Source organism: Bifidobacterium asteroides (assembly GCF_048001765.1).
GTDB classification, from domain to species: domain Bacteria; phylum Actinomycetota; class Actinomycetes; order Actinomycetales; family Bifidobacteriaceae; genus Bombiscardovia; species Bombiscardovia asteroides_K.
In genome coordinates this window covers 854,737-879,648 of the sequence record NZ_CP181447.1, presented here as the reverse complement: position 1 = coordinate 879,648, position 24,912 = coordinate 854,737, and the positions used below count along the sequence as shown (strand labels likewise).

Annotated in this window: 15 protein-coding genes; 3 read left to right on the top strand and 12 right to left on the bottom strand. The window is 63.9% G+C overall.

What is annotated here, in order from left to right:
* Positions 1-10: 10 nt before the first annotated feature.
* The 7 genes from ACNAOV_RS03290 to hisS form a co-directional block, all read right to left on the bottom strand.
* Positions 11-2,614, bottom strand: coding sequence for a DEAD/DEAH box helicase (locus tag ACNAOV_RS03290; RefSeq protein ID WP_416517946.1), 2,604 nt, complete (start codon positions 2,612-2,614; stop codon positions 11-13).
* Positions 2,615-2,708: 94 nt separating this feature from the next.
* A complete protein-coding gene (locus tag ACNAOV_RS03285; protein WP_416517945.1) occupies positions 2,709-3,902 on the bottom strand; it encodes an amino acid ABC transporter permease in 1,194 nt (397 codons plus the stop codon).
* 6 nt (positions 3,903-3,908) lie between these two features.
* Positions 3,909-4,586, bottom strand: coding sequence for an amino acid ABC transporter permease (locus tag ACNAOV_RS03280; RefSeq protein ID WP_416517944.1), 678 nt, complete (start codon positions 4,584-4,586; stop codon positions 3,909-3,911).
* Between the two features lies 1 nt (position 4,587).
* The gene (locus ACNAOV_RS03275) at positions 4,588-5,418 is read right to left on the bottom strand and encodes a glutamate ABC transporter substrate-binding protein (RefSeq protein WP_198218323.1); all 831 of its coding nucleotides are present in this window, start codon (positions 5,416-5,418) and stop codon (positions 4,588-4,590) included.
* A gap of 43 nt (positions 5,419-5,461) precedes the next feature.
* Positions 5,462-6,277 carry an amino acid ABC transporter ATP-binding protein gene (locus ACNAOV_RS03270; RefSeq protein ID WP_416517943.1) on the bottom strand — a complete coding sequence of 272 codons (816 nt, stop codon included), beginning with the start codon at positions 6,275-6,277 and terminating at the stop codon, positions 5,462-5,464.
* A 183-nt stretch (positions 6,278-6,460) separates the two neighbouring features.
* Entirely contained in the window at positions 6,461-8,263 is a 1,803-nt protein-coding gene (gene aspS / locus ACNAOV_RS03265) for an aspartate--tRNA ligase (protein WP_416518139.1), read from the bottom strand.
* Between the two features lie 39 nt (positions 8,264-8,302).
* Complete coding sequence (hisS, locus tag ACNAOV_RS03260) at positions 8,303-9,688, bottom strand: histidine--tRNA ligase (RefSeq protein WP_416517942.1); 1,386 nt, start codon at positions 9,686-9,688, stop codon at positions 8,303-8,305.
* Positions 9,689-9,772: 84 nt separating this feature from the next.
* Here hisS and ACNAOV_RS03255 point away from each other — a divergent pair, with 84 nt between their 5' ends.
* Positions 9,773-11,293, top strand: coding sequence for a DUF349 domain-containing protein (locus ACNAOV_RS03255; protein ID WP_416517941.1), 1,521 nt, complete (start codon positions 9,773-9,775; stop codon positions 11,291-11,293).
* 213 nt (positions 11,294-11,506) lie between these two features.
* On the opposite strand, the gene ACNAOV_RS03250 is transcribed toward ACNAOV_RS03255, so the two are convergent.
* The 3 genes from ACNAOV_RS03250 to ACNAOV_RS03240 all read right to left on the bottom strand — a co-directional run bounded on the left by ACNAOV_RS03250 (position 11,507) and on the right by ACNAOV_RS03240 (position 14,708).
* Positions 11,507-13,867, bottom strand: coding sequence for a RelA/SpoT family protein (locus ACNAOV_RS03250; RefSeq protein WP_416517940.1), 2,361 nt, complete (start codon positions 13,865-13,867; stop codon positions 11,507-11,509).
* Positions 13,868-13,950: 83 nt separating this feature from the next.
* The gene (gene dut, locus ACNAOV_RS03245) at positions 13,951-14,415 is read right to left on the bottom strand and encodes a dUTP diphosphatase (protein ID WP_045935267.1); all 465 of its coding nucleotides are present in this window, start codon (positions 14,413-14,415) and stop codon (positions 13,951-13,953) included.
* The gene (locus tag ACNAOV_RS03240; RefSeq protein WP_024627827.1) at positions 14,415-14,708 is read right to left on the bottom strand and encodes a DUF4193 domain-containing protein; all 294 of its coding nucleotides are present in this window, start codon (positions 14,706-14,708) and stop codon (positions 14,415-14,417) included. The genes dut and ACNAOV_RS03240 overlap by 1 nt, the downstream gene beginning before the upstream one ends.
* Before the next feature lie 167 nt (positions 14,709-14,875).
* Here ACNAOV_RS03240 and sepH point away from each other — a divergent pair, with 167 nt between their 5' ends.
* Complete coding sequence (sepH, locus tag ACNAOV_RS03235; RefSeq protein ID WP_416517939.1) at positions 14,876-15,955, top strand: septation protein SepH; 1,080 nt, start codon at positions 14,876-14,878, stop codon at positions 15,953-15,955.
* On the opposite strand, the gene ACNAOV_RS03230 is transcribed toward sepH, so the two are convergent.
* A complete protein-coding gene (locus tag ACNAOV_RS03230; RefSeq protein ID WP_416517938.1) occupies positions 15,956-17,179 on the bottom strand; it encodes an alkaline phosphatase family protein in 1,224 nt (407 codons plus the stop codon). It abuts the gene before it with no gap.
* Between the two features lie 112 nt (positions 17,180-17,291).
* Here ACNAOV_RS03230 and ACNAOV_RS03225 point away from each other — a divergent pair, with 112 nt between their 5' ends.
* Positions 17,292-19,916, top strand: a complete 2,625-nt coding sequence (locus tag ACNAOV_RS03225) for a DNA gyrase/topoisomerase IV subunit A (RefSeq protein ID WP_416517937.1) — start codon at positions 17,292-17,294, stop codon at positions 19,914-19,916.
* A gap of 19 nt (positions 19,917-19,935) precedes the next feature.
* On the opposite strand, the gene ACNAOV_RS03220 is transcribed toward ACNAOV_RS03225, so the two are convergent.
* A complete protein-coding gene (locus tag ACNAOV_RS03220) occupies positions 19,936-24,870 on the bottom strand; it encodes an ATP-dependent helicase (RefSeq protein WP_416517936.1) in 4,935 nt (1,644 codons plus the stop codon).
* Positions 24,871-24,912 lie beyond the last annotated feature (42 nt).

Sequence of the window (24,912 nt, the reverse complement as noted above, 5' to 3'; positions counted from 1 at the left end):
GGCCCCGGTTCTAGAGGTCCATCAGTTCCTCGATGGGACCCACCCGGTATTCCTTGAAGACCACCTGGCCGCTGTCTTGAGTGGCGTCCAGGTCCACGATGCCAGCGATTCCCCAGTCGCGCTCCCCCTCAACATCGTCGAAGATCTGTTGGACCCGCCAGGTGTGTCCCTGACGCTCGTCCCGGTCATCCAGGCTGAGGAAGTCCGAGGACCTGGCCTGGGCATCGGTCAGGATCTGCTCATGGTCCTCGTAGAGGTCGTCCAGTGCGTCGCTCCAGGCCCGCAGGCCATAGCCCCAGTCCGCATCCAGGTCGGCCAGGGCCTCCGGGCGGTCAGCGGCCACCAGCTCCACCCGCTGGAACATGGCGTTGCGCACCAGCAGGGTCAGCCCCCGCCGGTCCGCCACCACCTGGTTTTCCACCTTGGGCGGGGCGGCATCCAGACCGCTTGCGACCTCGCCATTTTCGGCCCTGCCTGCGGCCTCCCACTCATCCACCAGACTGGAGTCCACCGAACGGACTATCAGACCAAGCCAGGCTAGGATGTCCTCCAGCCGCTCATCCATGAACTCTTCGGGAACCGTCCGGCTTAGAGCCCGATAGGCATCGGATAGATACCGCAGCAGCGTCCCCTCCGACCGGGATATTCCATAACGGGCGATGTAGCCGTTGAAGTCCGAGGCCGTCTCGATCATGTCCCGCAGCACGGACTTGGGATGGATCTCATAGTCGTTGGCCCAGGGAACGTCCCGACGGTAGCGGTCGAAGGCCTCCCCCAGCAGCTCCTCCAGGGGTTTGTGCCAGGTCACCTCCTGGAGTCGCTCCATCCGTTCCTCGTACTCCAGGCCGTCCTCCTTCATCTGCTGGATGGCAGCGTCGCGGGCCTGCCGCTGCTGGGCCTTGAGTATCTGCCGGGGGTCCTCCAGGGTGGCCTCGACCATGGAGAGCAGATCCATGTCGTAATCAGAATCCTCGGGATCCAGCAGCTCCAGGGCAGCCAGCAGGAAGGGGGAAAGTGGCTGATCCAGGGCGAAGTCCTCGGGCAGGTCCACGGTCGTGAAGTAGTCCAGGCCGCCGTCCGGGTTCCTTTCGGTCTCGATGACCCCGGTGTCGGTCAGGGTCTGGAAGATTTCGTCGGCCCGGTCCTGCAGATGCTCCTTTTGTTGTGGGGTCTGGCGTGAGTCCTCGATCAGGTCCTCCACCCGCCTCCTGGCATCTCCGCCCTGGTCGACCTCGTTGAGGACCATGGCGTGGGTGATCTTCAGGTGCGGCGTCAGGGTCTCGGGACGAGCCTCAATCAGCTTGTCGAAGGTCCCCTTGCCCCAGGTGACGAACCCCTCCTGGGGCTTCTTGCGTTTGATCCGCTTGAGCTTCTTGGGATCATTGCCCGCCTTGGCCACGGCCCTGGCGTTCTCTATCTCGTATTCAGGCGCCTCGGCCACGACCAGGCCACTGGTATCGAAGCCCATGCGTCCGGCCCTGCCCGCAATCTGATGGAATTCCCTTGCCCGCAGACGACGCATCTTGTAGCCGTCGAACTTGGTCAGTCCGGTCAGCAGGACGGTGTGGATGGGCACGTTGATGCCGACTCCCAGTGTGTCCGTACCACAGATGACCGGCAGAAGGCCATCCTGGGCCAACTGCTCCACCAAGCGCCGGTATCGAGGCAGCATGCCCGCATGGTGGACCCCGACCCCGGTGCGCAGCAGCCGCTGCAGAATCCTGCCGAAGGCCGTTGTGAAGCGTGTGCCGGCCATGGCCTCCTTGATCCGGTCCCGCTGCCCCCGGTCGGAGACCCCCGTGCTGGACAGGGCCTGGGCCGTCTCCAGGGCGGCATCCTGGGAGAAATGAACGATGTAGACGGGCGAATCCCCATCGGCCAGCAATGACTCCACAGTGTTAGGCAAGGGGGTGTCCACGTAGCGATAATCCAGTGGCACCGGTCGGGGGGCATCGGCCACGATATCCACCCCCACCCCGGTTTTGCGTTCGAGGTCCTGGGCGATTTGATCCACGTCGCCCAGGGTGGCCGACATGAGCAGGAACTGCACATCGGGCAGGGTCAGCAGGGGTACCTGCCAGGCCCAACCTCGATCCGGATCCCCGTAATAGTGGAACTCATCCATGGCCACGCAACCGATGTCGGCATGCCTGCCCTCCCTCAAGGCCTGGTTGGCCAGGATCTCGGCCGTGCAGCAGATGACCGGGGCATCCGTGTTGATGTGGGTGTCGCCGGTGATCATGCCCACCCGGTCGCGGCCCAGAACCGAGACCAGGTCGAAGAACTTCTCGGATACCAGGGCCTTGATGGGGGCCGTGTAGTAGGAGCGCCGTCCAGTGCACAGGGCAATGAAGTGCATGGCCAGGGCCACCATGGACTTGCCCGAGCCGGTCGGTGTCGACAGAATCACATGGTCGCCTGAAACCAGGGAGAGGACGGCCTCCTCCTGATGCTGCCAGGGTGTAATGCCTCGGGAAGCCACCCAGGAGAAGAAGCGGTCGTAGATCTGATCCTCGGTCAGGTTGCGCGGGCCTCCCGCCTCGGGGACCAGGTCGCCCAGGGATGGAGGCTGGTCGGTTGAGGCGGTTGGGGAATCAGCATGTTCTTGGACCATGTCCACCAGTCTATCCGGCCAGGCACACAAGTCCGGCCGGAGATTGGCTGCGGATCATGGGCCATCCAAGCAAGCTACAGGGGCTGGGGACCGGTCAGTCCTTTTCCTTGCGTTCCCTATTACTCCTGCCTTCCTTCTTCTCGCCTTTCCTATTTCCGCCTTCGGCTTTTTGACCACTGCTGGAGCGGCTGCCACGCCCGGGCTTGAGGAATTCCGGAATCTCCATCCCCTTGCGAGGATCGACCAGCGTGTCGGGCTGGGTCCTGTCATAGCCCTGGATATAGCGGGTCTTCTTCCAGTGCTGGATGGAGGCATTGGATCCACGGTGGTGGGCGTGGTACTGCCGCGGTGCACCTCCGTACCGATCCTCGTCCACCTCCTTGGCCACGGCTATCTGATTGACATTGGAGGGGTCCATAATGGCCACTGGCGCGGCCGGCTCCACGAAGTCGGCGGGGGCGGCGGTGCGCTCCTGCATCTTCTTGGGCAGCCAGCGGGCGAAGTGGGACAGCAGGAAGCAGACGAAGAAGTAGACCACCGAGGCCACCACCAGGGTCTGCAGGATGTTGAAGTACATGGAGCCCAGACGACGGGACTCCTGCAACAGATCCGTGTACATGATGATGGAGCCCAGAGCCGTGTCCTTGAGGACCACAACCAGCTGGGTTACTGCCGCCGGCAACATGGCATAGACAGCCTGGGGAACCTCGATCTGTATCAGCGACTGGGTCCTGGTCAGCCCCAGAGCCAGAGAGGCCTCACGCTGGCCGTTGGGCAGATTACCCACGCCCGAACGGATGAGCTCAGCCACCACGGAGCCATTGTAGAGGATCAGACCCAGCACGACGGCCCAATAGGAGGCCTGGCTGACTCCAGCAAAGGCGAACCAACGCCAGAAGAAGATCATCATCATCAGCACCGGGACGGCCCTGCAGAACTCCACTATGACGCCCGAGACTGCCCTTACCAGCCCGTTGGGCAGCAGACGGCCGATGCCGAAGACGAATCCGAAGATGACCGAGCCTATCACGGCAACAACCGAGGCCTTGATGGTCAGCCAGAGCCCGGGCAGGTAGAAGTCCGACCAGGCTTCGTAGTCCAGGGCCGGGCGCCAGAGCTCCCAGCTCAGCTGGTTCTCACCCTCCGGAGGGTTGTGCAGCCTCATCAGCACCAGGATGACCACGATGGCGAAGATGACGGCAGCTATCCAGTTGACTATTCGTATGGTGCGCCGACCCTTGGGACCGGGCTGATCGAAGAGCAGCGAGCTCTCATTGTCCTGTGCCATGGCTGCTCACCTCCTCACTGCCAGCTTGTTGGACAGGTACGTGGTCAAAGCCCCGATGGGCAGAACCAGGACCACGTATCCCAGGGCGAAAATCAGGAAGATGGCCACGATGGCGTTGGCGTGGAACTCGATCATCTCGCTCATCAGGGAGGAGCTCTCGGAGGCCACTGAGGCTGCTGCAGCCACGGTGGAGTTCTTCAGCAGAGCGATGAAGGTGTTGCCCAGGGGCGCCACCGAACCGCGGAAGGCCTGGGGCAGAATGATCTGCGAAGCCGACTGGAAGAAGCTCAGGCCCAGGGCACGGGCCGCCTCAGCCTGGCCCAGAGGCACCGTGTTGATGCCCGATCGCAGGGACTCGCAGACGAAGGCCGCCGTATACAGGGACAGGCCCGTCACCGCCAGCCAGAAGAAGTTGACGGAGAATTCCGGCGAGAAGCTGATCTTGAGCTGGGCGAAGGCACCCAGGACCATGAAGACCATGATGATGGTCAAAGGCATGTTCTGGAAGAACTCCACGTACCCGCGGCCGACGGCCCGCAGGGAGGAGATGGGCGAGATGCGCATAATCACCAGGATGATGCCCAGAATCAGTGAGAAGAGGGCCGACCAGAGGGTCAGCTGGATGTTGACCCAGAAGGCTGCCGGGATGTCATAGTCGGAAAACAGTTCGATGATGGTTGACATCTCACTCCCCTTCCTTGGGCTTGGGCGGGTTGTAGCGCGGGTCGGGTTTGTAGTGGGTGCCCCGGGTGTTGTTCTCCAGCGCCCGCTGCCAGGAGCCGTTGGCTTCCATGTCAGCCAGAGCCGCATTGATTTTGTGGGCCAGCTTGGTATTGCCCTTCTTGATGCCCACGCCGTAGTACTCCTGGGTGAAGGGCTTACCGACCAGCCGCAGCCTTCCACGGGAGGCGGAGGCCAGACCGGCCAGGATGATGTCGTCAGTGGTGACCGCATCGACGATGCCGGAGAAGAGGGCGGTGGCGCATTCGGCATAGCCGGGCTGCTCCATCAACTGGACCTCCTTGGCGAACCGTTTCTTGACGGTGACGGCTGAGGTGGATCCGGTCACCGAGCAAAGCCTCTTGCCGTTGAGGTCCTCGGGGCCGCGGATATGATGGTCCTCCTTGCGCACCAGCAGGTCCTGGCCGGCCACGATGTATGGTCCAGCGAAGGAGACAGCCCGCTTGCGTTCGTCAGTTATTGAGTATGAGGCCAGGATCATGTCCACGTCACCGTTCTGGAGCATGGCCTCACGCTGCTTGGAGGGCGCCTCCTTCCAGACGATGTCGTCAGGGCTGTAACCCAGCTTGTCGGCGATGTAGGTGGCCACATCCACGTCGAAGCCCACATAGGTCCCGGCCTTCTTGAAGCCCAGACCAGGCTGGTCGAACTTGATGCCCACGCGGATCTTGCCTGCCTCCTTGTCGGAGCCACAGGCCGCCAAAGAGACCAGGCAACCCAGAGCGCACAGGATTGCGGTCAGATTCCTGGCCAGCCGTTTCAGCGGCTGACCCATGCCATGCATGCTTGCATTCATGCGGATATGCTTCCCTCCTGCTTCAGTGGGTCAGAATCTTGGACAGGAAGTCAGCGGCCCGCTGGGTCTTGGGATGGTCGAAGAAGTCGTCAGGGTCGTCCTTCTCCAGGATGCGCCCATCGGCCATGAAGACGATATGGTCGGCGGCCTGACGGGCAAAACCCATCTCATGGGTCACGCAGATCATGGTCATGCCCTCCTGGGCCAGCTGGATCATGACGTCCAGCACTTCGTTGACCATCTCCGGGTCCAGCGCAGATGTGGGCTCGTCAAAGAGCATGACCTTGGGCTGCATGGCCAGGGCGCGGGCTATGGCCACTCGCTGCTGCTGACCGCCTGAGAGCTGGGAGGGCATCTTGGAGGCCTGCGATTCCACACCCACACGGGCCAAGAGGTCCATGGCCAGGTCCTCGGCCTCTTTTTTGGCCATGTGGCGCACCTTGATGGGTGCCAGGGTCATGTTCTCCAAAATGGTCTTGTTGGCGAACAGGTTGAATGACTGGAAGACCATGCCCACCTCGGCCCGGAGCCGAGCCAGGTCGCGTCCCTCCTGGGGCAGAGGCTCCCCCTCGATCCTGATGACACCGGAGTCGATGGACTCCAGGCGATTGATGGTCCGGCACATGGTTGACTTACCGGAGCCTGAGGGTCCGACCACCACCAGCACTTCGCCGGTTTCGACCTGCAGGTTGATGTCCTTGAGGACATGCAGGCTCCCAAAATGCTTCTCGACGTGGGCCAGCTCGACCAGCGGCCCGGACTTGTCCTTGGCGGGGAGATCCGAGACCGGTCTCTCCGGCAGAATCCGCTCCGACGGATGTTTGGTTGTTTCGCTCATATTGGGCAGTTTACTCATCCTTTGTTGCAGAACGGCCATAGAAACGGTTCTCCTGTAAAGCAGAGGCCTTGGCCAGGCGCGACTGATCGACCTGCCAAGGCTTAAACGGACAGGAACATAAGGGCCGGGACCCCGCAGGATTCCAGCCCTCTTAGACTCTCGTCGATCAGTGACGGAATGCGCTCAGTCGGCATCCTCCTGATCCGGCTCCCAGTCCACACCGGTCTCGGCGCGTTGCTGGTCGGAGATGGGTGCCGGAGCCCCTGTCATGGGATCCTGGCCGCCGCCGGACTTGGGGAAGGCTATGACATCGCGGATGGAGTCGGCTCCCGTCAGAATCTGTGCGGTCCTGTCCCAGCCGAAGGCGATGCCCGCATGGGGCGGAGCGCCGTACTTGAATGCATCCAGCAGGAAGCCGAACTTCTCCTGGGCCTCCTCGGGACCGATGCCCAGCACCTTGAAGATCCGGTCCTGGATGTCGTCGCGGTGGATACGCACCGAGCCGCCGCCCATCTCCTCGCCGTTGCAGACGATGTCGTAGGAGTCGCTCATGGCGTGCTCGGGATCCTTGTCGAAACGGTCGATCCAATCGGCCGAGGGCATGGTGAAGGGGTGGTGCATGGAGGTCCACTTGGAATGGCCCACTGCCACATCGTCGTCGTCCGGGTCGTCAGTGGGTTTGAAGAGCGGAAAGTCCACAACCCAGGTCAGGGCGAATTCGTCGGGCTTGAGCAGCCCCTGGCGACGGGCAATCTCCACACGGGCCGCACCCAGCAGGGTCTGCGAGGCCTCACGGGGACCGGCGGCGAAGAAGACTGCATCTCCATCCGAGGCTCCCACAGCCTCCTTGAGACCCTGACGCTCGGCATCGGACAGGTTCTTGGCCACGGGGCCCTTGAGGGTGCCGTCGCCGGTGAACTGGACGTATGCCAGTCCCTTGGCACCCCGCTGGCGTGCCCACTCCTGCCAGGCATCGAATTGCCTGCGGGGCAGGTTGGCCGCACCCTGGTAGACCACGGCACCCACGTAAGGGGCCTGGAATACCCGGAAGGGGGTGTCCTTGAAGTACTCGGTCAGCTCGACGATGGGATTGCCGAAACGCAGGTCGGGCTTGTCGGAGCCGTACTTGTCCATGGCCTCCTGCCAGCTGATCCTGGGGATGGGCAGGGTGATCTCGAATCCCGCAGCCTTCCAGACCTCGGCGATGACCTGCTCGGCCATGGCCATGACGTCCTCCTGGGAGGCGAAGCTCATCTCGATGTCCAGCTGGGTGAACTCGGGCTGCCTGTCGGCACGGAAGTCCTCGTCGCGGTAGCAACGGGCGATCTGGTAGTAACGCTCGAAGCCACCCACCATCAGCAGCTGCTTGAGCAGCTGGGGGGACTGCGGCAGGGCGTACCAGGATCCGGGCACCAGACGGGCCGGCACCAGGAAGTCGCGGGCACCCTCGGGAGTGGACTTGATCAGGGTCGGTGTCTCAATCTCGCAGAAGTACATCTTGTCCAGGGCGGCACGGGCGGCACGGTTCATGGCGGCCCTCAGACGGATGTTGCGCTGCATGGAAGGGCGGCGCAGGTCCAGATAACGGTAGCGCAGCCGCACATCCTCGCCGGGCAGCTTGTTCTCGGCCTCGTTCTCCAGGGCTGTGGACACCTGGAAGGGCAGGGCTGCCGACTTGGCCAGAACCTCGATCTTGTCCGCCACGATCTCGATGTGCCCGGTGGACAGGTGCTCGTTGTCATTGCCCTCGGGACGTTCGCGAACCTTGCCGGTGACCTGGATCACGTACTCGCTGCGCAGGGGCCGGGCCTCCTCCTCGTCGTAGATGACGATCTGCACCAGACCGGAGCGGTCACGCAGGTCGATGAAGGCCACACCTCCATGATCACGGCGCCGATCCACCCATCCGGCCACCGTGACCTGGCGACCGACCATATCCTGCGTGACATCCGTGGCGTAGCTCGTTCTGTAAGCCGACTGGCCCATGCTTTCCTGTACCTCCATAATGCTCGGCCTGCCCCTGCGTCAGGCCTGGTATTCCACACTCTGCCGGGCATACAGGCTATCCGGCGTCCACGACACCAGGTCAGCCGGAATCTGTTCGCCGGTAATGATGTTCTTGACCTGGTCACCCTCCTGTTGGCCCTCCTTGGCCGGGAACCAGACATAGGGAATGCCCAGGTGGTCGGCATAGCGGATCTGCTTGCCGATCTTGGCTGCGGTGGGAGCCACATCGGCGGCGATCCCCCTGGCACGAAGGTCCTGGGCGATGTGGTTGCTGATGGTGCGATCCTCCTCGTCCCAGACGGCTACCATGACCGTCGCCGGAGAGACCCGGGAGGCCTGGACGCCCTGGGCCAGCAAGTAGGAGAGCAGGCGAGAAAGCCCGATGGACAGCCCCACACCGGGATAGGTGCGGTTGCCCTGACTGGCCAGGTTGTCATAGCGGCCGCCGGAGCAGATGGATCCCAGGGACTGCGCCCCCTCCAGGAAGGTCTCGTAGACCGAGCCGGTGTAGTAGTCCAGACCGCGGGCGATCTTCAGGTCGGCGATGACCGAGCCCGGCCGGATGCGGGCGGCCTCATCAATGATCATGGCCAGTGTCTCCAGCCCCTCAATGGCCAGGGCATATGAAGAAGACTCCTTGTCGATGCCGACCTTGTCAACCAGGGCATCAAAGCGCTGGCGCAGCTGCTTGCCATCGTCGGCGGTCAGCTCGGCCAGATCCAGGCAGGCCCTGGCCTGGTCTTGATTGGCACCGCACTCACTGACCAGCAGGCTGGCCACCTCGTCAGGGCCGATTTTGTCCAGCTTGTCGATCTCACGTAGAACGCCCTCGACATCCTCCAGACCCAAACCCCGGTAGAATCCCTCGGAAAGCTTGCGGTTGTTGGCGTGCACAGTAGGCTTGGGCAGTCCGAAGGCCCGCAGCTCCTCCAGAGCGCTCAGCATGACCAGGGGCACCTCGACCTCGTAGTGGTCGGGCAGCTCCCCGTTGCCAATCACATCAATATCAGCCTGGACGAACTCCCTGAACCGTCCCTCCTGGGGGCGCTCCCCACGCCATACCTTCTGAATCTGCCAGCGCTTGAAAGGGAAGGTCAAGTCGTTGCTGTTCTCCACCACATAGCGGCTCAACGGCACAGTCAGGTCAAAATGCAGGCCCAGCCGACGCTCTACCGGCACATCCTTTTCCTGACCCAGGTCCTGCAGTCGGGAGAGCAGGTAGATCTCCTTGCTGGTCTCCCCCTTCTTGAGCAGGCTGGAGCCCTCTTCCACGGCCCTGGTCTCAATGCCGATGTAGCCGTTCAATTCGAAGACCTTGCGGAGCGTGTCGATGATGCGCTGCTCCACCACTCTTTGTGAAGGAAGCCATTCAGGAAAACCGGATAGAGATGTGCCTTTTGCCATAAGAACCTATACTATAGGAGGTCAAGGAAAATGGTATTGCCATATTTTGCGATCTCTCCAACACACAAGCCTAAGGAGCTGGCCATGGCCGACAACACCGCCATCACACCCGAGAACACCTCGACACCGCAGGAGGAGCACACCGCGGACGCGGAGGGCCAGGTCGCCGCTGCGACAACACCCGAAGCCGGACAGGGACAGACCGCACAGGTGCCGGCTGAGCCCCAGCCTGCAACTGTCGAAGCGCCTGCGCCAGCACCCGCTGCACCTAAGCCGGCAAAGCCCAAAGCAGTCCCCTCGCCTGCAGCCCTGGCCCGCAAGGCCCCTCACGTCAAGGCCGCTCCCGCCGCTCCCACATACAGCCAGGAGGAGATAGACAAGGCAGAAGCCTTCGGCCGGGTGGACGAGCAGGGCAACGTCTTCGTCCGCGAGGGCGACCAGGAGCGCCAGGTGGGCCAGTTCCCCAACGCTGATGCCAAGGAGGCCCTAAATCTCTATGCCCGCCGATACCTGGACCTCAAGGAGAAGTTGAACCTCTTCGCCTCCCGGCTGCGCAGCCCCAAGATCAAGGCCCACGAAATCGACGAGTCCGTAGCCTCGCTCAAGGAGGAGACCAGCCAGCCCGAGGCCGTCGGCGACCTCGCCGCCCTGCGCACACAGCTGGACCAACTGGCCGAGCAGGGGCAGGCCCGTAAGGCCGAGCTGGCACAGGCCCGCAAGGACGCCATGGCCAAGGCCATCAAGGAGCGGACCGCCATTGTGGAGAAGGCTGAAGAGCTGGCCGCCTCCTTGGGCGACTCCACCAACTGGCGTTCCACATCGGACAAGTTCAGTTCCCTCTTCGAGCAGTGGCAGCACCACCAGCGCACCACCATCCGCATCGACAAGGCAGATGCGGACGCGCTCTGGAAGCGCTTCTCCTCCGCCCGCACCACCTTCAACCAGGCCCACCGCAAGTGGGCCCAGCAGCGTGACGCCCAGCGGGCCGAAACCAAGCGGATCAAGGACGAGATCATCGCTGAGGCCGACCAGATCAAGGACTCCACCGACTGGGGACCCACCTCTCACCAGTTCAACGAGCTCATGGACCGCTGGAAGCAGGCCGGACGTGCAGGACGTCAGGATGACGATGCTCTATGGGCTCGCTTCCGCCAGGCCGCGGATGTCTTCTTCAACGCCCGCCAGGCCGACCGTGACAAGACCTCGGTCAACGAGCGTGAGAACCTGACCAAGAAGGAGGCCCTGGTGGCCAAGGCTGAGGCCCTACTGCCCGTCAAGGACACCAAGGCCGCCAAGCAGGCCCGCCAGGAACTGGCCAAGATTCAGGAGGAATGGGATGCCATTGGCTTCGTTCCCCGTGACGACGTGCGTCGTATTGAGGGCAGGATGGATGCCGTAGACAGGCAGATCAAGGCCGTTGAGGATGCCGCCTGGAATCAGTCCGACCCCGAGGCCGATGCCCGAGTCTCCAGCTTCGAGCAGCAGCTGACCGCCCAGCTTAAGGATCTGGACCGGCGGATCGCCGCCGAGCAGGATCCGGCCAAGAAGCAGGAATTGGAGGCCGAGAAGGCCACCAAGGAGCAGTGGATGAACGCCGTGCGCTGATCGCAGCCGTTTCAGCTTGGACCCCCGGCTTGGTCATTGACCACCGGGGGTCCTTCTGTAACCGCCGTTGATAACCGTCTTTTCGCCTTTGGCCAGGCGAATTATCAAGGCTGAAAGCAATGGATCACTTCGACAGAACAGAATGAAGGAGGCCGTCGCAGGAGTCTGGAGGGAAAGCTGACAAAGTGGTAATTGCTGGGGTGCAGGGGAAGGTCAGATGGCCCGCATATGGGGACTGGTCGAGCCCTTGGCTCCGGTCAGCCGGTAGGCATCGAAGACCCCGTCAATCTTCCTGACAGCCGACAGGAGGGTGTTCAGATGCTGGGGGTCGCCCATCTCAAAGACGAACTGGCTGACCGCCACCCTGTCCCTGCCTGTGGACTGGCTGCCCGACAGGATATTGACGCCATGGTCGGACAGTACCTGGGTGATGTCGGAGAGCAGGTGGGGCCGGTCCAGGGCCTCCACCTGGATCTGGACCATGAAGGTGCCCTGTTTGCCCGTCCAGGAAACCTCGATGATCCGTTCTGGCTGCTTCTTGCGCAGATCCAGAAGATTCTGGCAGTCGGACCGGTGAACCGAGACGCCCTGGTTGCGGGTGATGAATCCGGTGATGGGGTCTCCCGGCACCGGAGTGCAGCAACGGGCCAGCTTGACCCAGACATCGTCCACGCCCTTGACCGAGATTCCCTGGGAGGTCTCCGGCCGACTGGACTTGGTGACCCGCTGCAGGGGAATGGCCTCCTGCTCGACCTCATCCTCGAGGGCTGAACGGCCGGCATCGTGAACCAGCCGGGAGATCACGTTCTGGGTGGAGACCTGTCCATCGCCAATGGCGGCATAGACCGCCTTCTCATTGGGATAGTTGAGTTCGTCGGCGGCTCCCACCATGGCTTCGGGGGTAAGCAGGGTGGCCACGGGCAGGTTCCGCTTGCGCATGGCGCGGATCAGCTCGTCCTTGCCCTCCTCAATGGTCTCCGAACGGCGTTCTTTACTGAACCACTGACGGATCTTACTGCGGGCGCGGGGGCTCTTGGCAAAGCTGAGCCAGTCGCGCGAGGGCCCATCGGTGTCCGATTTGCTGGTCAGAATCTCAACCGTGTCCCCGTTGCGCAGCTTGGTGTCCAGGGGGACCAGACGGCCGTTGACGCGCGCGCCCATGGTTCTGTGGCCCACCTCGGTGTGAACGGCATAGGCGAAGTCCACCGGTGTCGAATCAGCCGGCAGGGAGATGATCTTGCCCTTGGGCGTGAACACATAGACCTCGGCCGCGCCCAGATCGTCCTTCAGAGAGCCCAGGAACTCATTGGAGTCAGGAGTCTCGCTGGTCCAGTCGGCCAGCTGCTGAATCCAGGTCAGGTTGTCCTCCTGGCTCAGCTCCCCCTCCTGTCGCTCACGCTTGACATCGGACTTGTCAGGCTGGGAGAGCTCGCGGCCGGCGGACCCGTTCTCCTTGTACTTCCAGTGGGCGGCGATGCCGAACTCGGCACGACGGTGCATCTGCCAGGTGCGGATCTGGATCTCGACCGGCTTGCCGCCAGGTCCCACCACCGTGGTGTGCAGGGACTGGTAGCGGTTGGTCTTGGGCATGGCGATGTAGTCCTTGAACCGCCCGGGCACTGGGCTCCACCGGGCATGGACGGCACCCAGGGCCGCATAGCAGTCACGAATGGTATCCACGATGATGCGCACACCGACCAGGTCGTAGATGTTGGCGAAATCGTGCCCGCGCACAATCATCTTCTGGTAGATGCTGAAGTAGTCCTTGGGCCGACCTGTCACCTGGGCCTTGATGCCCTGGGCATCCAGATCCTCGTGGATCTCGTCCAGGATCTGCTGCAGGTAGACCTCCCGCTGGCCGGCCCTGCGGGAGACCAGGACCACGATCTCGTTGTAGATCTTGGGATAGAGGGTCTTGAAGCTGAGCTCCTCCAGCTCGGTCTTGATGGCATTCATGCCCAGCCGGTTGGCGAGGGGCGCATAGACATCCAGGGTCTCGCGGGCCTTGCGTTGGGCCGATGCGGCCTTGACATAGCGCCAGGTGCGGGCGTTGTGGACCCGGTCGGCCAGCTTGACCACCAGGACGCGCACATCCCGACTCATAGCCACGATCATCTTGCGGATGGTCTCGGCCTGGGCCGAATCGCCGTAGTCCATCTTGGATATTTTGGTGACCCCGTCCACCAGGCCGGCCACCGTGTCGCCAAACTCGTCCCTGCACTGCTCCAGGGTGTAGTCGGTGTCCTCCACGGTGTCGTGCAGCAGACCTGCCGAAACCACCGTGGGCCCCATGCCCAGGTCGGCCAGAATCTGTGCCACAGCCAGCGGATGGATGATATAGGGCTCGCCGGATTTGCGCCTCTGATCGGCATGCTGGACCACAGCCCGGTCGTAGGCGCGCTGGAGCATGGACAGATCTTCGCCCGGATGATGGGCGGCGCAAATCTCCCAGATGGGCATCAGGGGGTTGAGCGGATCGTCGCTGACCTCGCAGCCCAGAGCTCTGGAGGACAGGCCGGAAGGGGCCTGATCGCCGACATCATTGCTGCAGACGCTGCCCTCCTGAGTGACCATTCAAGCCTCCAATGTCCCGATATAATGCACCAATCCTACACTTGCGCCTGGCCCATTCTGGCCGCTCGTGTCCGAAGGGTGCCTCAACGGCCGGTCGAGCCGAATCCGCCATCCGAACGCACCGAGCCAGGCAGGCGTTCGGCGGGCACGAAACGGGCCTGCACGTAGCGCTGGATGACCAGCTGGGCGATCCGCTCCCCCGGCTCGAAGTGGACCGATTCATGCGGATCCAGGTTGATCAGTGGAACCTTGATTTCACCCCGGTAGCCGGCATCGATGGTCCCGGGTGCATTGAGCACGGTCACACCCATTTTGACCGCCAGTCCCGAGCGGGGATGAACCAAGCCGACATAGCCGTTGGGTAGGGCCAGGGCAACGCCGGTAGGTACCAAGGCCCGCTGGAAGGGGGCCAGATCTACAGCCACCCTGGCTCGCAGATCGGCTCCCGCATCACCGGGCATGGCGTATTCCGGCACCTCGGCCCCATCCAAGGACTTGAACAGGACCTCGACCGTTTCAGGCTCGTTGTAGGACTCGTCATAGGCCATCAGGCGGCGCACTCCTTGCAGACGGGCTTGCCGTCAGGGGTGGTGTAGGCCAGCTGGCTCCGATGCTTGACCAGGAAGCAGTTGGAGCAGATGAATTCATCGCCCTGCATGGGGATGACGGTCACCGAAGAGTCCTCATTGCTCAGGTCGGCGCCAGGCAGCTCGTAGTCCTCGGCGATGGCGTTCTCGTCGTCGTCAAGGTCAGCCCCGGCATCCTGGCCGCTTTTGCCAAGCTCCTGCAGGGATTCCTCGTCTTCGTCCTTGTCTCGCGGGGTATCGTAATCCTGTGCCATCGTGTACCCTTTCCTTGTTCGACCAGCCACCTCGTATGCCGGTCATTTCACACGATATGTACTGCGCATAGGATACACGATTTCAAAAGCACGTAAAATACCAACCGTAGGGCACAATGGAAATACCTAAGGCCGTGTAAAGGAACCGTAAGAGGATAGGGGCGTGCATGTCTGAGAATGGGACCAGGGTGGCCAGCTTTGACCATGTCGACGACAGGGGCGATCTGGTCTTCGTCTGTGACCACCGGCACTTCGCCGTAAGGGTCGACGATGCGCTTGATCGCGCCATTCTTGAGGCCAAGCAGGTCAAGGAGGAAGAGGACGTGGACCCCCAGACCGGCAAGTCCAAGCCACTGCCTGTCTCAGCCATTCAGGCGGCTGTGCGCGCAGGCGCCCGCCCCGAACAGGTGGCTCAGCAATACGCTGTCAACGAAGCGTTGGTACGGCGTTTCGCGGCCCCTGTGGAGACCGAAAAGAAGTACGCCATCGAGCAGTTCATGACCATGCCGGCGCCCAAGGGGTCGGACGGGCGAAACTACCAGGAGCTGATTGGCAAGGTGCTGGCCCGTGCCGGGGTCAGCCTGTCACAGGTTTCCTGGCAGGCCACCAGGCGGGGGTACCAACCCTGGAACATCAACGGCGTGTTTACGCTGGACAAGCGGATCTTCAACGCCCGCTGGGCCTGGAACATGCATGACAACACCGTGACCTGTCTGAACGGGGCGGCAAGGATGCTGATGGATGATTCCGCAGACGGCCATGGACAGGAGCGGCCTGCCTGGGACCAGGACCCTGCCGAAGAGATCGATGACCAGACCGACAGGCGTCCTCCAAACCAGGAGGATGCCCTTGCCCAAATCGAAGAAGAGGATACTGGATCGGACGGCCAGAAGGATGGCGAGCGTCAGGCAGCGCTCACGGCCTGGCTCTATGGCAAGCCCAAGGAAGGCCAGGATCGGACAGCCGAGCGGGAACCCAGCCACCCCCGTGCCGAACTGACCGAGGACCCCGACACGGCCGAGCATCCCCCCATCCGAGACAATGAATCCACCATGGTCCTGCCTGTGCAGAACCATGGGCAGAGCCAGGCTGACCAGGAACAGCCCCAGCAGCAGGACCAAGGCGATGATGCCAGCCAGGATGAGCAAGAGGACGAGCCTAAGGAGGGACGCCGCAGCAAGCGGGCCAAAAAGCACTCCGGGCGATCGGCCGTACCCAGCTGGGACGAGATTCTCTTCGGCAAGTAGTCAGACCAGATCGATCAGGCAGGGAATCTGCGTCTCCAGACGGGTCCATGAGCCGTGGACGCCAGGCAGTCTGGTCGCGGCATCAGTCTGATCTGCAGAATTCACCAGGGTGATCCTGTCACCGGCAAGAACCAGAAGATCGCCGATCATGGGTCGAATCCGGGCATCCACAGGGCCGAAGATTCCCCCTTGGATGGCCTGGTCCCGGGTCAGCACCCAGGCCCGCTCCCCCAGATGTTCACGCCAGCGTGCAGCCACAACCTGGGAATCCGCCCCCTGGTCCAGGTAGAGCATGACCGCCCTGGGCTCGCCACCCACCAGTCGCACATCCTGGCTCAGCTCCGGGTCCTGGGCGATGTCGATACGCCGGTCCGGATCAGCCTGGACCATGCCGTGGTCAGCTACGATAACCGTCAGCGTCCCGGCGGGCAGGCGGCGATGAAGCTCGGCCAGCTGTGCATCGGTCGCTTCGAGAGCGGCCACCCATTCCTCGCCCTCCCAACCGCTGTGGTGGCCCACCTTGTCCACTTCGCGGATGTAGAGGTAGGTCAGCCCCGGCTGGCGGGCAGCTTCGCAGGCGGCCAGGAGACGCTGACGGGAGTGGTTGTGGGCCAGGTACTCCCCGCCGCGCAGAGCCGCACGGGTCAGGGCGGAGTCGCGGAAACGCGGCAGGCCCGAGGAGGTCACACGAACCCCCTGCGCCTGGAGGGTTTCGAAGACCGTGGGACGGCGCTGCAGGCGCTCGGGGTCCTGGGCCCCCCTGAACTGGATCATCTGGCCCAACTGACCGGTGTCCGGATTCAGCTGGGTGTAGCCGGTCATGCCGGTCAGTCCAGGGCTGGTTCCGGTGCCGAAGACCCCCATGGCCGCCACCGTGGTCGAGGGCAGGCTGGTGTACATGGGACGTTGATTGATGGGTTCGGACAGCAGCGAGCGCAGGTAGGGCACATGGCCCTGGCGACTGACCAAGTTCCAGAATCCCAGCCCGTCCACCAGGACGACGACCGCCGAGCTGGCATCAGGCAGTCCCAGGGCCTCCTGGAGTGCCTTGGCGGACGGATGGACATCAGTGGCCACGGGCGTTCCCAGACAGGCGCTCAGGGCGGGCAGGACGGCGGAAAGATGCCGGGGTCCGCCAACGTGGTTGTCTCCCGCCTGGTCCCCGTATTGGATAGGCGGACTCGGCTGCAGCAGTTTCTTCATGTCAGGTGTATCCAGACCCATGCCTTCCATTCAAGCACGGTCAGACCCCAGGCCGACATCGGGCCCGGCAGGCACGCTTTGGCGGACCGTCCGGTTATCATAAGGCGGAACGTGAAGGAGCAGGAGCTGGAGCATGGCAACTCATCGTAGGAGCAAGGCGGCGGGGTATGACCCCCGGCAAGTCAAGGAGCACATCGTCGAAACCCCTCTGAACGAGGAGATGAGCAAGTCCTTCCTGGAATACGCCTACTCGGTCATCTACGCCAGGGCCCTGCCCGACGCCCGTGACGGACTCAAGCCGGTCCAGCGGCGGATCATCTACCAGATGGGGCAGATGAACCTCAACCCCGACCGCCCCTACATGAAGTCCGCCAGGGCCGTGGGCGAGGTCATGGGCAAGCTGCACCCCCATGGGGACTCATCCATCTACGAAGCCATGGTCCGCCTGGCCCAGCCCTTCGCCATGCGTCTGCCCCTGGTCGACGGCCACGGCAACTTCGGATCCCTGGACGATGGACCGGCGGCCTCCCGCTACACCGAGGCCAGGCTGGCCCCGGCGGCTCTGGGCATGAACGCCGACATCGACCAGGACACGGTGGACTTCTCCCCCAACTACGACAACAAGCTCAAGGAGCCCCAGGTCCTGCCCTCGGCCATCCCCAACCTGCTGGTCAACGGGGCCTCGGGCATCGCCGTGGGCATGGCCACCAACATGATCACGCACAATCTGGGCGAGGTGGTGGCCGCCGCCAAGTATCTGATGGCCCACCCCGACGCAAGCCTGGACGAACTCATGCGCTACATGCCCGGTCCGGATCTGCCCGGCGGCGGAATCATCGTGGGACGGGACGGCATCCGCAAGGCCTACGAGCACGGCCGCGGGGCCTTCGTGACCAGGTCCGTCACCCACCTGGAGAACGTGACCGCCCGCAAGAAGGCCATCGTGGTCACCGAGCTGCCCTTCATGGTGGGCCCCGAGCGGGTTTTGGAGCGCATTTCCGAGGGGGTGCGCAACCACAAGCTGGAGGGCATCTCCAGCGCCATCGACCTAACCGACCGGCACAACGGGACCCGCCTGGTCATCGAGATCAAGACGGGATTCGACCCGGGCAAGGTTCTGGGCAAGCTCTTCAAGTACACGCCCCTGGAGGACTCCTTCACCATCAACAACGTGGCCCTGGTCCACGGACGGCCCAGAACCATGGGACTCAAGGAGCTGCTGGAGGTCTGGGTGGAGCACCGGCGCACGGTCATTCATCGGCGCAGCGAGTTCCGCCGCAAGAAGGCCCTGGAGCGTTTGCACCTGGTCGAGGGGCTCCTGCTGGCCCTGGTCGACATTGACGAGGTCATCCAGGTCATCCGCAGCTCGGACGATGCGGATGCGGCCAAGACCAGGCTGATGGCGGTCTTCGACCTGGATCAGACCCAGGCCCAGTACATTCTTGACCTGCGTCTGCGGCGGCTGACCAAGATGAGCCGGATCGAGCTGGAGGGTGAGCGCGACGACCTCAAGAAGCAGCTGGAGGAACTGGAGCGGATTCTGGGCTCCTCGGCCGAGCTGGACCGGGTGGTCATCCAGGAGATGGATCAGGCGGTGGCCCAGTGGGGTACACCCAGGCGCACGGTCATCCTGGACCAGGAGCCCTCCGGTGACCTGGCCCCCGTGCAGTCAGCAGCAGCCGACGACCAGCAAACCCCCAGCAAGGCCAGTGCTGGCCCACAGGCCGCACTGCTGGCCAGCGGAGGAACCAGCCGCGGCGGTGACGGCGGCGACCTGCACATGGAGGACAAGCCCTGCACGGTCATGATGAGCGCCACCGGCCTGCTGGCACGCAGCACCCCGGGTGCCCTGGATGCTTGGCGGTCCCGGCCGCGCAACCAGGACCGGGGGCACGACGACCAGATCATCGCCATATTCGCCACCACCACCCTGGCCACCTACGGCCTGGTCACCACGGCTGGCCGGCTGATCACCGCCCCCGTGGCCGACCTGCCGCTGATCCCAGCCACCGCCAACCCCAACCTGAGCGGGGGCATCGTGGCTGACGAGCTCCTGGGCGGAACCGCCAGCACCGAACCACAGGCCGACGAGCACGCCGTCACCGTCATCGACATGGCCGACTCCCGACCCCTGGCCCTGGGCACCCGGCTGGGCACGGTCAAGCGCTGGAACCGCGAGTCCCCGACCACCATGGACTCCTGGTCGGTCATCGAATTGAAGGATGGCGACCAGGTGGTCTTCGCAGCCCCCTGCCAGGACGGGGACCGCATGGTGCTCATCTCTTCGGATTCCAGCCTGCTGACCTTCACCGGGGACAAGGTTCGGCCCCAGGGCCGCAATGCAGCCGGCATGGTGGGCATCCGTCTGGCCCAGGGTTGCCAGGTAGCCACCTTCGCTGTCGTGCCGGCCGGGGAGATCGGCTGGACCTACCAGGAGACCGGCGAGGATGGCATGAGCACCCAGGCCGGGGCTGTGGTCCTGACCGTGGCTGGCGACTCCGAGGCCCTGCCCGGTACAGAGAACGGATCGGCCAAGCTGACCCCGCTGGAGATGTATCCGGTCAAGGGTCGCGGCACAGGGGGCGTGCGCTCCCAGCGCTTCCTCAAGGGTCAGGACACCCTGTTGCTGGCCCGTGTTGGCGCCTGGCCCCTGCATGCCAGCACCGCCGCCGGATCGCCGGTCGAACTGCCCGACGTGGACATGCGCCGGGATGCCTCCGGTCAGGAGCTGGCAGCGCCCATCGCCTTCGTGGCCTGAGGACGCGTTCAATTAAGGTTCAGTAGAGGGCCATACCGCCCGGCCCGGCTGTGAATCCGGCCGCAGCCATGGCCATGCCCACCGGTTCGCGCATGGTCAGGGGCTGACCATTGGCATCACTGAAGAGGATGCGACCCTGTCCGCCCTGCCTCAGCCATGAAGCCAACTGAGAGAAAGCCGCCTCCAGCAACCCACGCCCGGGCTCACCGAAGACCAGCAGATGATGCCCCTTGGGCGCCGCATAGACCAGGGCACGGCCTCGATTCTGCACCAAGAGGTTCCCCATCCGCCGAATGGGCCGACCGCCGCCATCCCCTGATGTGGTCGGCCAGGTAAGGGCCGTGCCATAGAGGTTGGCAGGATCGGTCACATCCATGACCACGGGCTCGGGAGGACGCTGTTCCAATCCACCATCGCCATCATCATTGCGCTGACCCTCTTGGAAGTCCCTGAGCTGGTCAATCACTTCCCGAGGAGCAAACTGGGCGCCGCCGAAACCGTCGACGATGACTCCACGCGTCAGTTGGCCGGCCTCCTCCATGCGCCTGCAGACCTGATAAAGGGCCGAGAATCCGCCAGGGAGGGACCTCACCTCAGGCAGGACCGGAGCCAGGAGCCCATAACGGTCCAGGATGGCTTGTTCCTCATGGACCAGGTGGACGGTCCGCTGCCGGTCATCGTCGCTTGAATTGTGCATGCCAATCCCTGCCGCACCTGCTGTTGGTCCGCGCTGATCGGCAACCAGAGTCCAGAATCCTTCCTCCGCCGCCGACAACGCTGATGAACCGGCCGCCCGTGTCAAGGCTGCGCGACCCAAGGGCCTGCCGCGTCCACGCAAACCATGGGGCAAACGGCGGGTCCTCCCCGAGGGCTGTGGTCCGGATCCTCGGACCAGCCGCCTGACCGGAGCCAGGGAGGCGTTGGTGACCAGTCCACGCCTGACCAGCCCCCAGAACGACCGGGCCAGGGCCTCCTGGTCTGGAGACTCAGAATCAGGGGACGCGATGTCATTGCCACCACGACCGGCACAGGCACGCAGAAGGCGATCAAAGCGGTAGGCTCCCCCGTCGGCCAGAACATCCAGCAGGGACTCTTCCAAGTCGCCCGGATCTCCCTGGCCGCTCGACCTGCTTACCTTATCGGCCTCATCCCCAGCAGGCAGCGAACCGGTGGCTTGCCGGGGAATATCCTCATCCAGGTCCTCAGCTAGGTAAAAGGTCATGGCGCCCAGCGGTCCCTCCCCCTGGTCGGATCCCACCCAGACCACCTGGCCCGAAGCCAGCAGATCGTCCATCAATGCAGGACCGTAATCACGCACCCTGGCCGGGAAGATGGCCGACTCCCAGAGCGCGGGCGGCAGATTCAATCCCTCCAGCTGACCGACCACCTCCAGCAGCCCCTCAGTGCCCATCAAGGGCTCCTGACCCAAGGGTGCCAGACCCTGACGGTGAAGAAGAAAGTCGCTGTAGACATGGCTGGGAACGGGACTGGCGGCCTTGCTGACCTTGGCCAGGGCCCGCGAGCGCAGCCGACGGAAGACCTCGGAATCCAGCCACCCTCGGCGGGGCTCGCCTCCCTCCCAACCAGGCTCGCCATAGGCACTCAGGTCAGGTCTGGGAAAGACCCCCGTCATGAGCAGCTCGCGTGCGGCCAGGGAGCGCAGCCTGTCCTCCAAGAGAGCACTGCCTAGGCCCAGGTGACCAGCCAGATCCTGGGTGGTGAATGGCCCGTGGACTGCAGCGTATTGCCTGACCAGCTGGTCGAAGGCTTCGTTGTCTGATTCCGATTCCTTTGCTGCCTGTGGGGATGGCTGGATACCAGGGCCCAGGACCGCCGTCAGCCGCTCTGCCTGACCGGCCCATACCCAGCAGTCGCGAACGCCTAGTCTGACCGGAACCACTCTGGACTGGACCTGCAGCTCCTCCAGCATGGCCCGGACCTGTGCCTCCGTCGCCGGCTCGTCCTCTTGGCCGCGCATACGCCGACGAATCTCGGCCAAATCCATGGGGCCCAGGATGCGCAAGAGGTCTGCCAGTCCTTCGGCCCCTCTGGCCCGGGTCCTGGGCGAAAGCCGCTGCAGGTCAGCGGTCACCTGGTCAACGGTCTCCTGGTCAAGGAGGTCAGCCATATCCACCTGGCCGACCATCTGCTCCAGCAGATCGGAGTCGATGGCCAGCATGGCGGCGTCGCGCTCGGCCTTGGGCATGTCGTACTGGTACATGAAGGTCCCCAGGTAACCGAAGAGCAAACCTGAGGCCATGGGTGAGGGGGTCTTGGTGGAGGCCGGAATCAGACGGACGCTCCCCTGCTCCAGGTCGGCCATCAGTTCGTGCAAGGCGGGCATGTCGTAGACGTCCTGCAGGCACTCGCGCATGGTCTCCAGAACCAGGGGAAAGTCATCCTCCTTCAGGGCCGCATCCAGCAGACGGGAGGCTCGAAGACGCTGCTGCCAGAGCGGAACCCTGCGGCCAGGCTCCATCCTGGGCATGTAGAGCGAGCGGGCTGCGCACTGGCGGAAGCGGGCCTGGAAGAGCGCCGAGCCCACCAGATGCCGTCGGACCTCGCGCTCCACCTGGTCGGGGGTGAATCCGAATATTCGCCGATCTTCCAGGAAGGCGTCAGTGCCCGGAATCTGCACGACAATGCCGTCCTCCCCCGCCCAGACGGATCCGTCGTAGCCGCGCTCACGGGAGAGCCGGGCGGCTATGGCCAGGGCCCAGGGCTCGTTGACCCTGCGTCCGTATGGCGAGTGGAGGATCAGTCTCAGGTCACCCTCCTCGTTGGGGCAGCACTCGACCACCAGGTGCCGGTCGTCGGGCACTTGACCGGTGGAGGCCTGCTGCTCGGCCAGGAAGGCAGCCAGATTATTGATGGCAGAACGATCCAGACCGTCCTCCAGCAGACGAGAAGAGACGGCTTGAGTGAAGGCCGGCCGACCGGAGGCAGTCTGTACTGCCGGTATCAGGCCCTGGGACAGTTCCCTGGCGAGCCTGCCTAGGCGGCGGCCAAAGGCGGGGTCGCGGCCGGTGCCTTCCCCGTGCCAGAAGGGCAGTCTGGCGGAGCGTCCCGGGGCGGGGACCACCACCACACGATCGCGGGTGATCTGCTGGATCCTCCAGGAGGTGGTGCCCAGGGTGATCACGTCCCCCTTGCGGGACTCGTAGACCATCTCCTCGTCCAGCTCCCCCACTCGTCGGGGCTTGCCGCCGGCGGCCTCAGAGGGCATGACCACAGTGTAGGATCCGCGGTCGGGAATGGTGCCTCCGGAGGTGACCGCCAGGCGTTGCGCACCGGGTCGGGCCGTCAGCGTGCCGGTCTGGTGGTCCCAGACCAGGATGGGGCGGAAGGCGGTGAAATCCTGGGAGGTATAGGCGCCGCTGAGCATACCCAGCACCGCCCGGTAGACCTGCCGGTCCAGGTGGGCGAAGGGCGCGGCCCGTCTGACCGTGGCCAGCCAGTCCTCCTCCTTGAGCAGTCCCATGGCGGCCGCGGCCACCGTCTGCTGGGCCAGAACGTCCAGGGGACTGCTGGGCATGATGGTGGGTTCGATGTCGCCCTGGACCATGCTTTCCATGCTGGCCGTGCACTCCAGGATCTGCTCGCGGGTCAGGGGAAAAAGTCTGGCCTGTGATACCCGTCCCACTTGGTGGTCGGCCCGGCCCACCCGCTGCAGTCCCGAGGCGGTCGACAACGGGGCATTGACCTGGATGACCAGATCGACCGAACCCATATCGATACCCAGCTCCAGGCTGGAGGTGGCTACCACGCACCGCAGTCTGCCGGCCTTGAGGTCATCCTCCACCTGACGGCGGCGTTCCTTGGACACCGAACCATGATGCGCCATGGCAATGGGTTGGTCGACGACCAGGCCGGAAGTTCTCTCGGAGGTAGACCCGGTGGCCGAATCGTAGTGGGCTGGCTCCCCGACCTGCCCAGCCCTGGCCGTGGGCTCGTCTGTTTGTGGGGATAAACCTGGTTGGCCCTGTCCACTGCTGCCTCGGCTACGGTGTTTGGACGCTTGCAGATCGGACTGGTGTAGGTCGTTCAGCCGGGCGGTCAGGCGCTCGGCAAGGCCGCGGGAGTTGACGAAGACCAGGGTGGTGCGGTGGGACAGGATCTGGTCCAGAATGGCACGCTCGATGGCTGGCCAGATGGATCCGCTTCTTTTGTCGCTCTCCTGTCCTTCCTGCCCGGATTCGCCAGGAGGCGCAACCAGATCGCCCATATCCTCCAGGGGCTCGATCAGCCGCAGGTCCATGGCTGTGGACGACTTGGGCTGGATCAGGCTGACCGGACGGCTGCCGCCCAGAAAACGTGCCACCTGCTCGGGCGGCCGGACCGTAGCCGACAGGCCTATCCGCTGCACCGGCCGCCCGACCAGGTCGTCCAGCCGCTCCAGGCTCAGCGCCAGATGGGCCCCGCGCTTGTTGCCCGCCAAAACGTGGATTTCGTCCACAATAACGGTCTGCACGTTCTTCAGAGTGCTGGCTGTTTTGGAGGTCAGCATCAGATAGAGCGATTCCGGGGTGGTGACCAGAATATCCGGCGGATGGGCGGCCAGGGCCCTGCGGCCACGGGCATCGGTGTCTCCGGTGCGGATGCCCGTCCGGACCTTGGGCGCTTTTCGTCCCTGCTGTGTAAATCGCTCGGCGATGCCATCCAGCGGAGCCTGCAGGTTGCGAGCCACGTCAGTCCCCAAGGCCTTCATGGGCGAGATATAGAGCACGGCGACCCCAGGTTTCCGGGAGCGCCGAGGCCTGGTCATGAGCTCATCAATGGCCCAAAGAAAAGCGGCCAGGGTCTTGCCCGATCCGGTGGGCGAAATGATCAGTGCATCGCCGCCTGAGCGGATGGCAGGCCAGGCCTGGACCTGGGTCGGCGTCGGCCCCTCGGGAAAGGCCTGGCGGAACCAGTCGGCCGTCTGCGGGGAGAAATTGTCCAAGGGATCGCCCATATGCGTCACACTCCTCTCCCCGCCCCTTTGGGCCCTGCTGAA

What these genes read in the sequence shown, in the direction of transcription:
- ACNAOV_RS03290 (WP_416517946.1), bottom strand. Translation starts at nt 2,614, where the DNA reads ATGGTCCAAGAACATGCTGATTCCCCAACCGCCTCAACCGACCAGCCT.
- ACNAOV_RS03250 (WP_416517940.1), bottom strand. Translation starts at nt 13,867, where the DNA reads ATGGTCACTCAGGAGGGCAGCGTCTGCAGCAATGATGTCGGCGATCAG.
- ACNAOV_RS03255 (WP_416517941.1), top strand. Translation starts at nt 9,773, where the DNA reads ATGGCCGACAACACCGCCATCACACCCGAGAACACCTCGACACCGCAG.
- ACNAOV_RS03280 (WP_416517944.1), bottom strand. Translation starts at nt 4,586, where the DNA reads ATGTCAACCATCATCGAACTGTTTTCCGACTATGACATCCCGGCAGCC.
- dut (WP_045935267.1), bottom strand. Translation starts at nt 14,415, where the DNA reads ATGGCCTATGACGAGTCCTACAACGAGCCTGAAACGGTCGAGGTCCTG.
- ACNAOV_RS03220 (WP_416517936.1), bottom strand. Translation starts at nt 24,870, where the DNA reads ATGGGCGATCCCTTGGACAATTTCTCCCCGCAGACGGCCGACTGGTTC.
- ACNAOV_RS03270 (WP_416517943.1), bottom strand. Translation starts at nt 6,277, where the DNA reads ATGAGCGAAACAACCAAACATCCGTCGGAGCGGATTCTGCCGGAGAGA.
- ACNAOV_RS03230 (WP_416517938.1), bottom strand. Translation starts at nt 17,179, where the DNA reads ATGGGTCTGGATACACCTGACATGAAGAAACTGCTGCAGCCGAGTCCG.
- ACNAOV_RS03225 (WP_416517937.1), top strand. Translation starts at nt 17,292, where the DNA reads ATGGCAACTCATCGTAGGAGCAAGGCGGCGGGGTATGACCCCCGGCAA.
- sepH (WP_416517939.1), top strand. Translation starts at nt 14,876, where the DNA reads ATGTCTGAGAATGGGACCAGGGTGGCCAGCTTTGACCATGTCGACGAC.
- ACNAOV_RS03285 (WP_416517945.1), bottom strand. Translation starts at nt 3,902, where the DNA reads ATGGCACAGGACAATGAGAGCTCGCTGCTCTTCGATCAGCCCGGTCCC.
- hisS (WP_416517942.1), bottom strand. Translation starts at nt 9,688, where the DNA reads ATGGCAAAAGGCACATCTCTATCCGGTTTTCCTGAATGGCTTCCTTCA.
- ACNAOV_RS03275 (WP_198218323.1), bottom strand. Translation starts at nt 5,418, where the DNA reads ATGGGTCAGCCGCTGAAACGGCTGGCCAGGAATCTGACCGCAATCCTG.
- ACNAOV_RS03240 (WP_024627827.1), bottom strand. Translation starts at nt 14,708, where the DNA reads ATGGCACAGGATTACGATACCCCGCGAGACAAGGACGAAGACGAGGAA.
- aspS (WP_416518139.1), bottom strand. Translation starts at nt 8,263, where the DNA reads ATGGGCCAGTCGGCTTACAGAACGAGCTACGCCACGGATGTCACGCAG.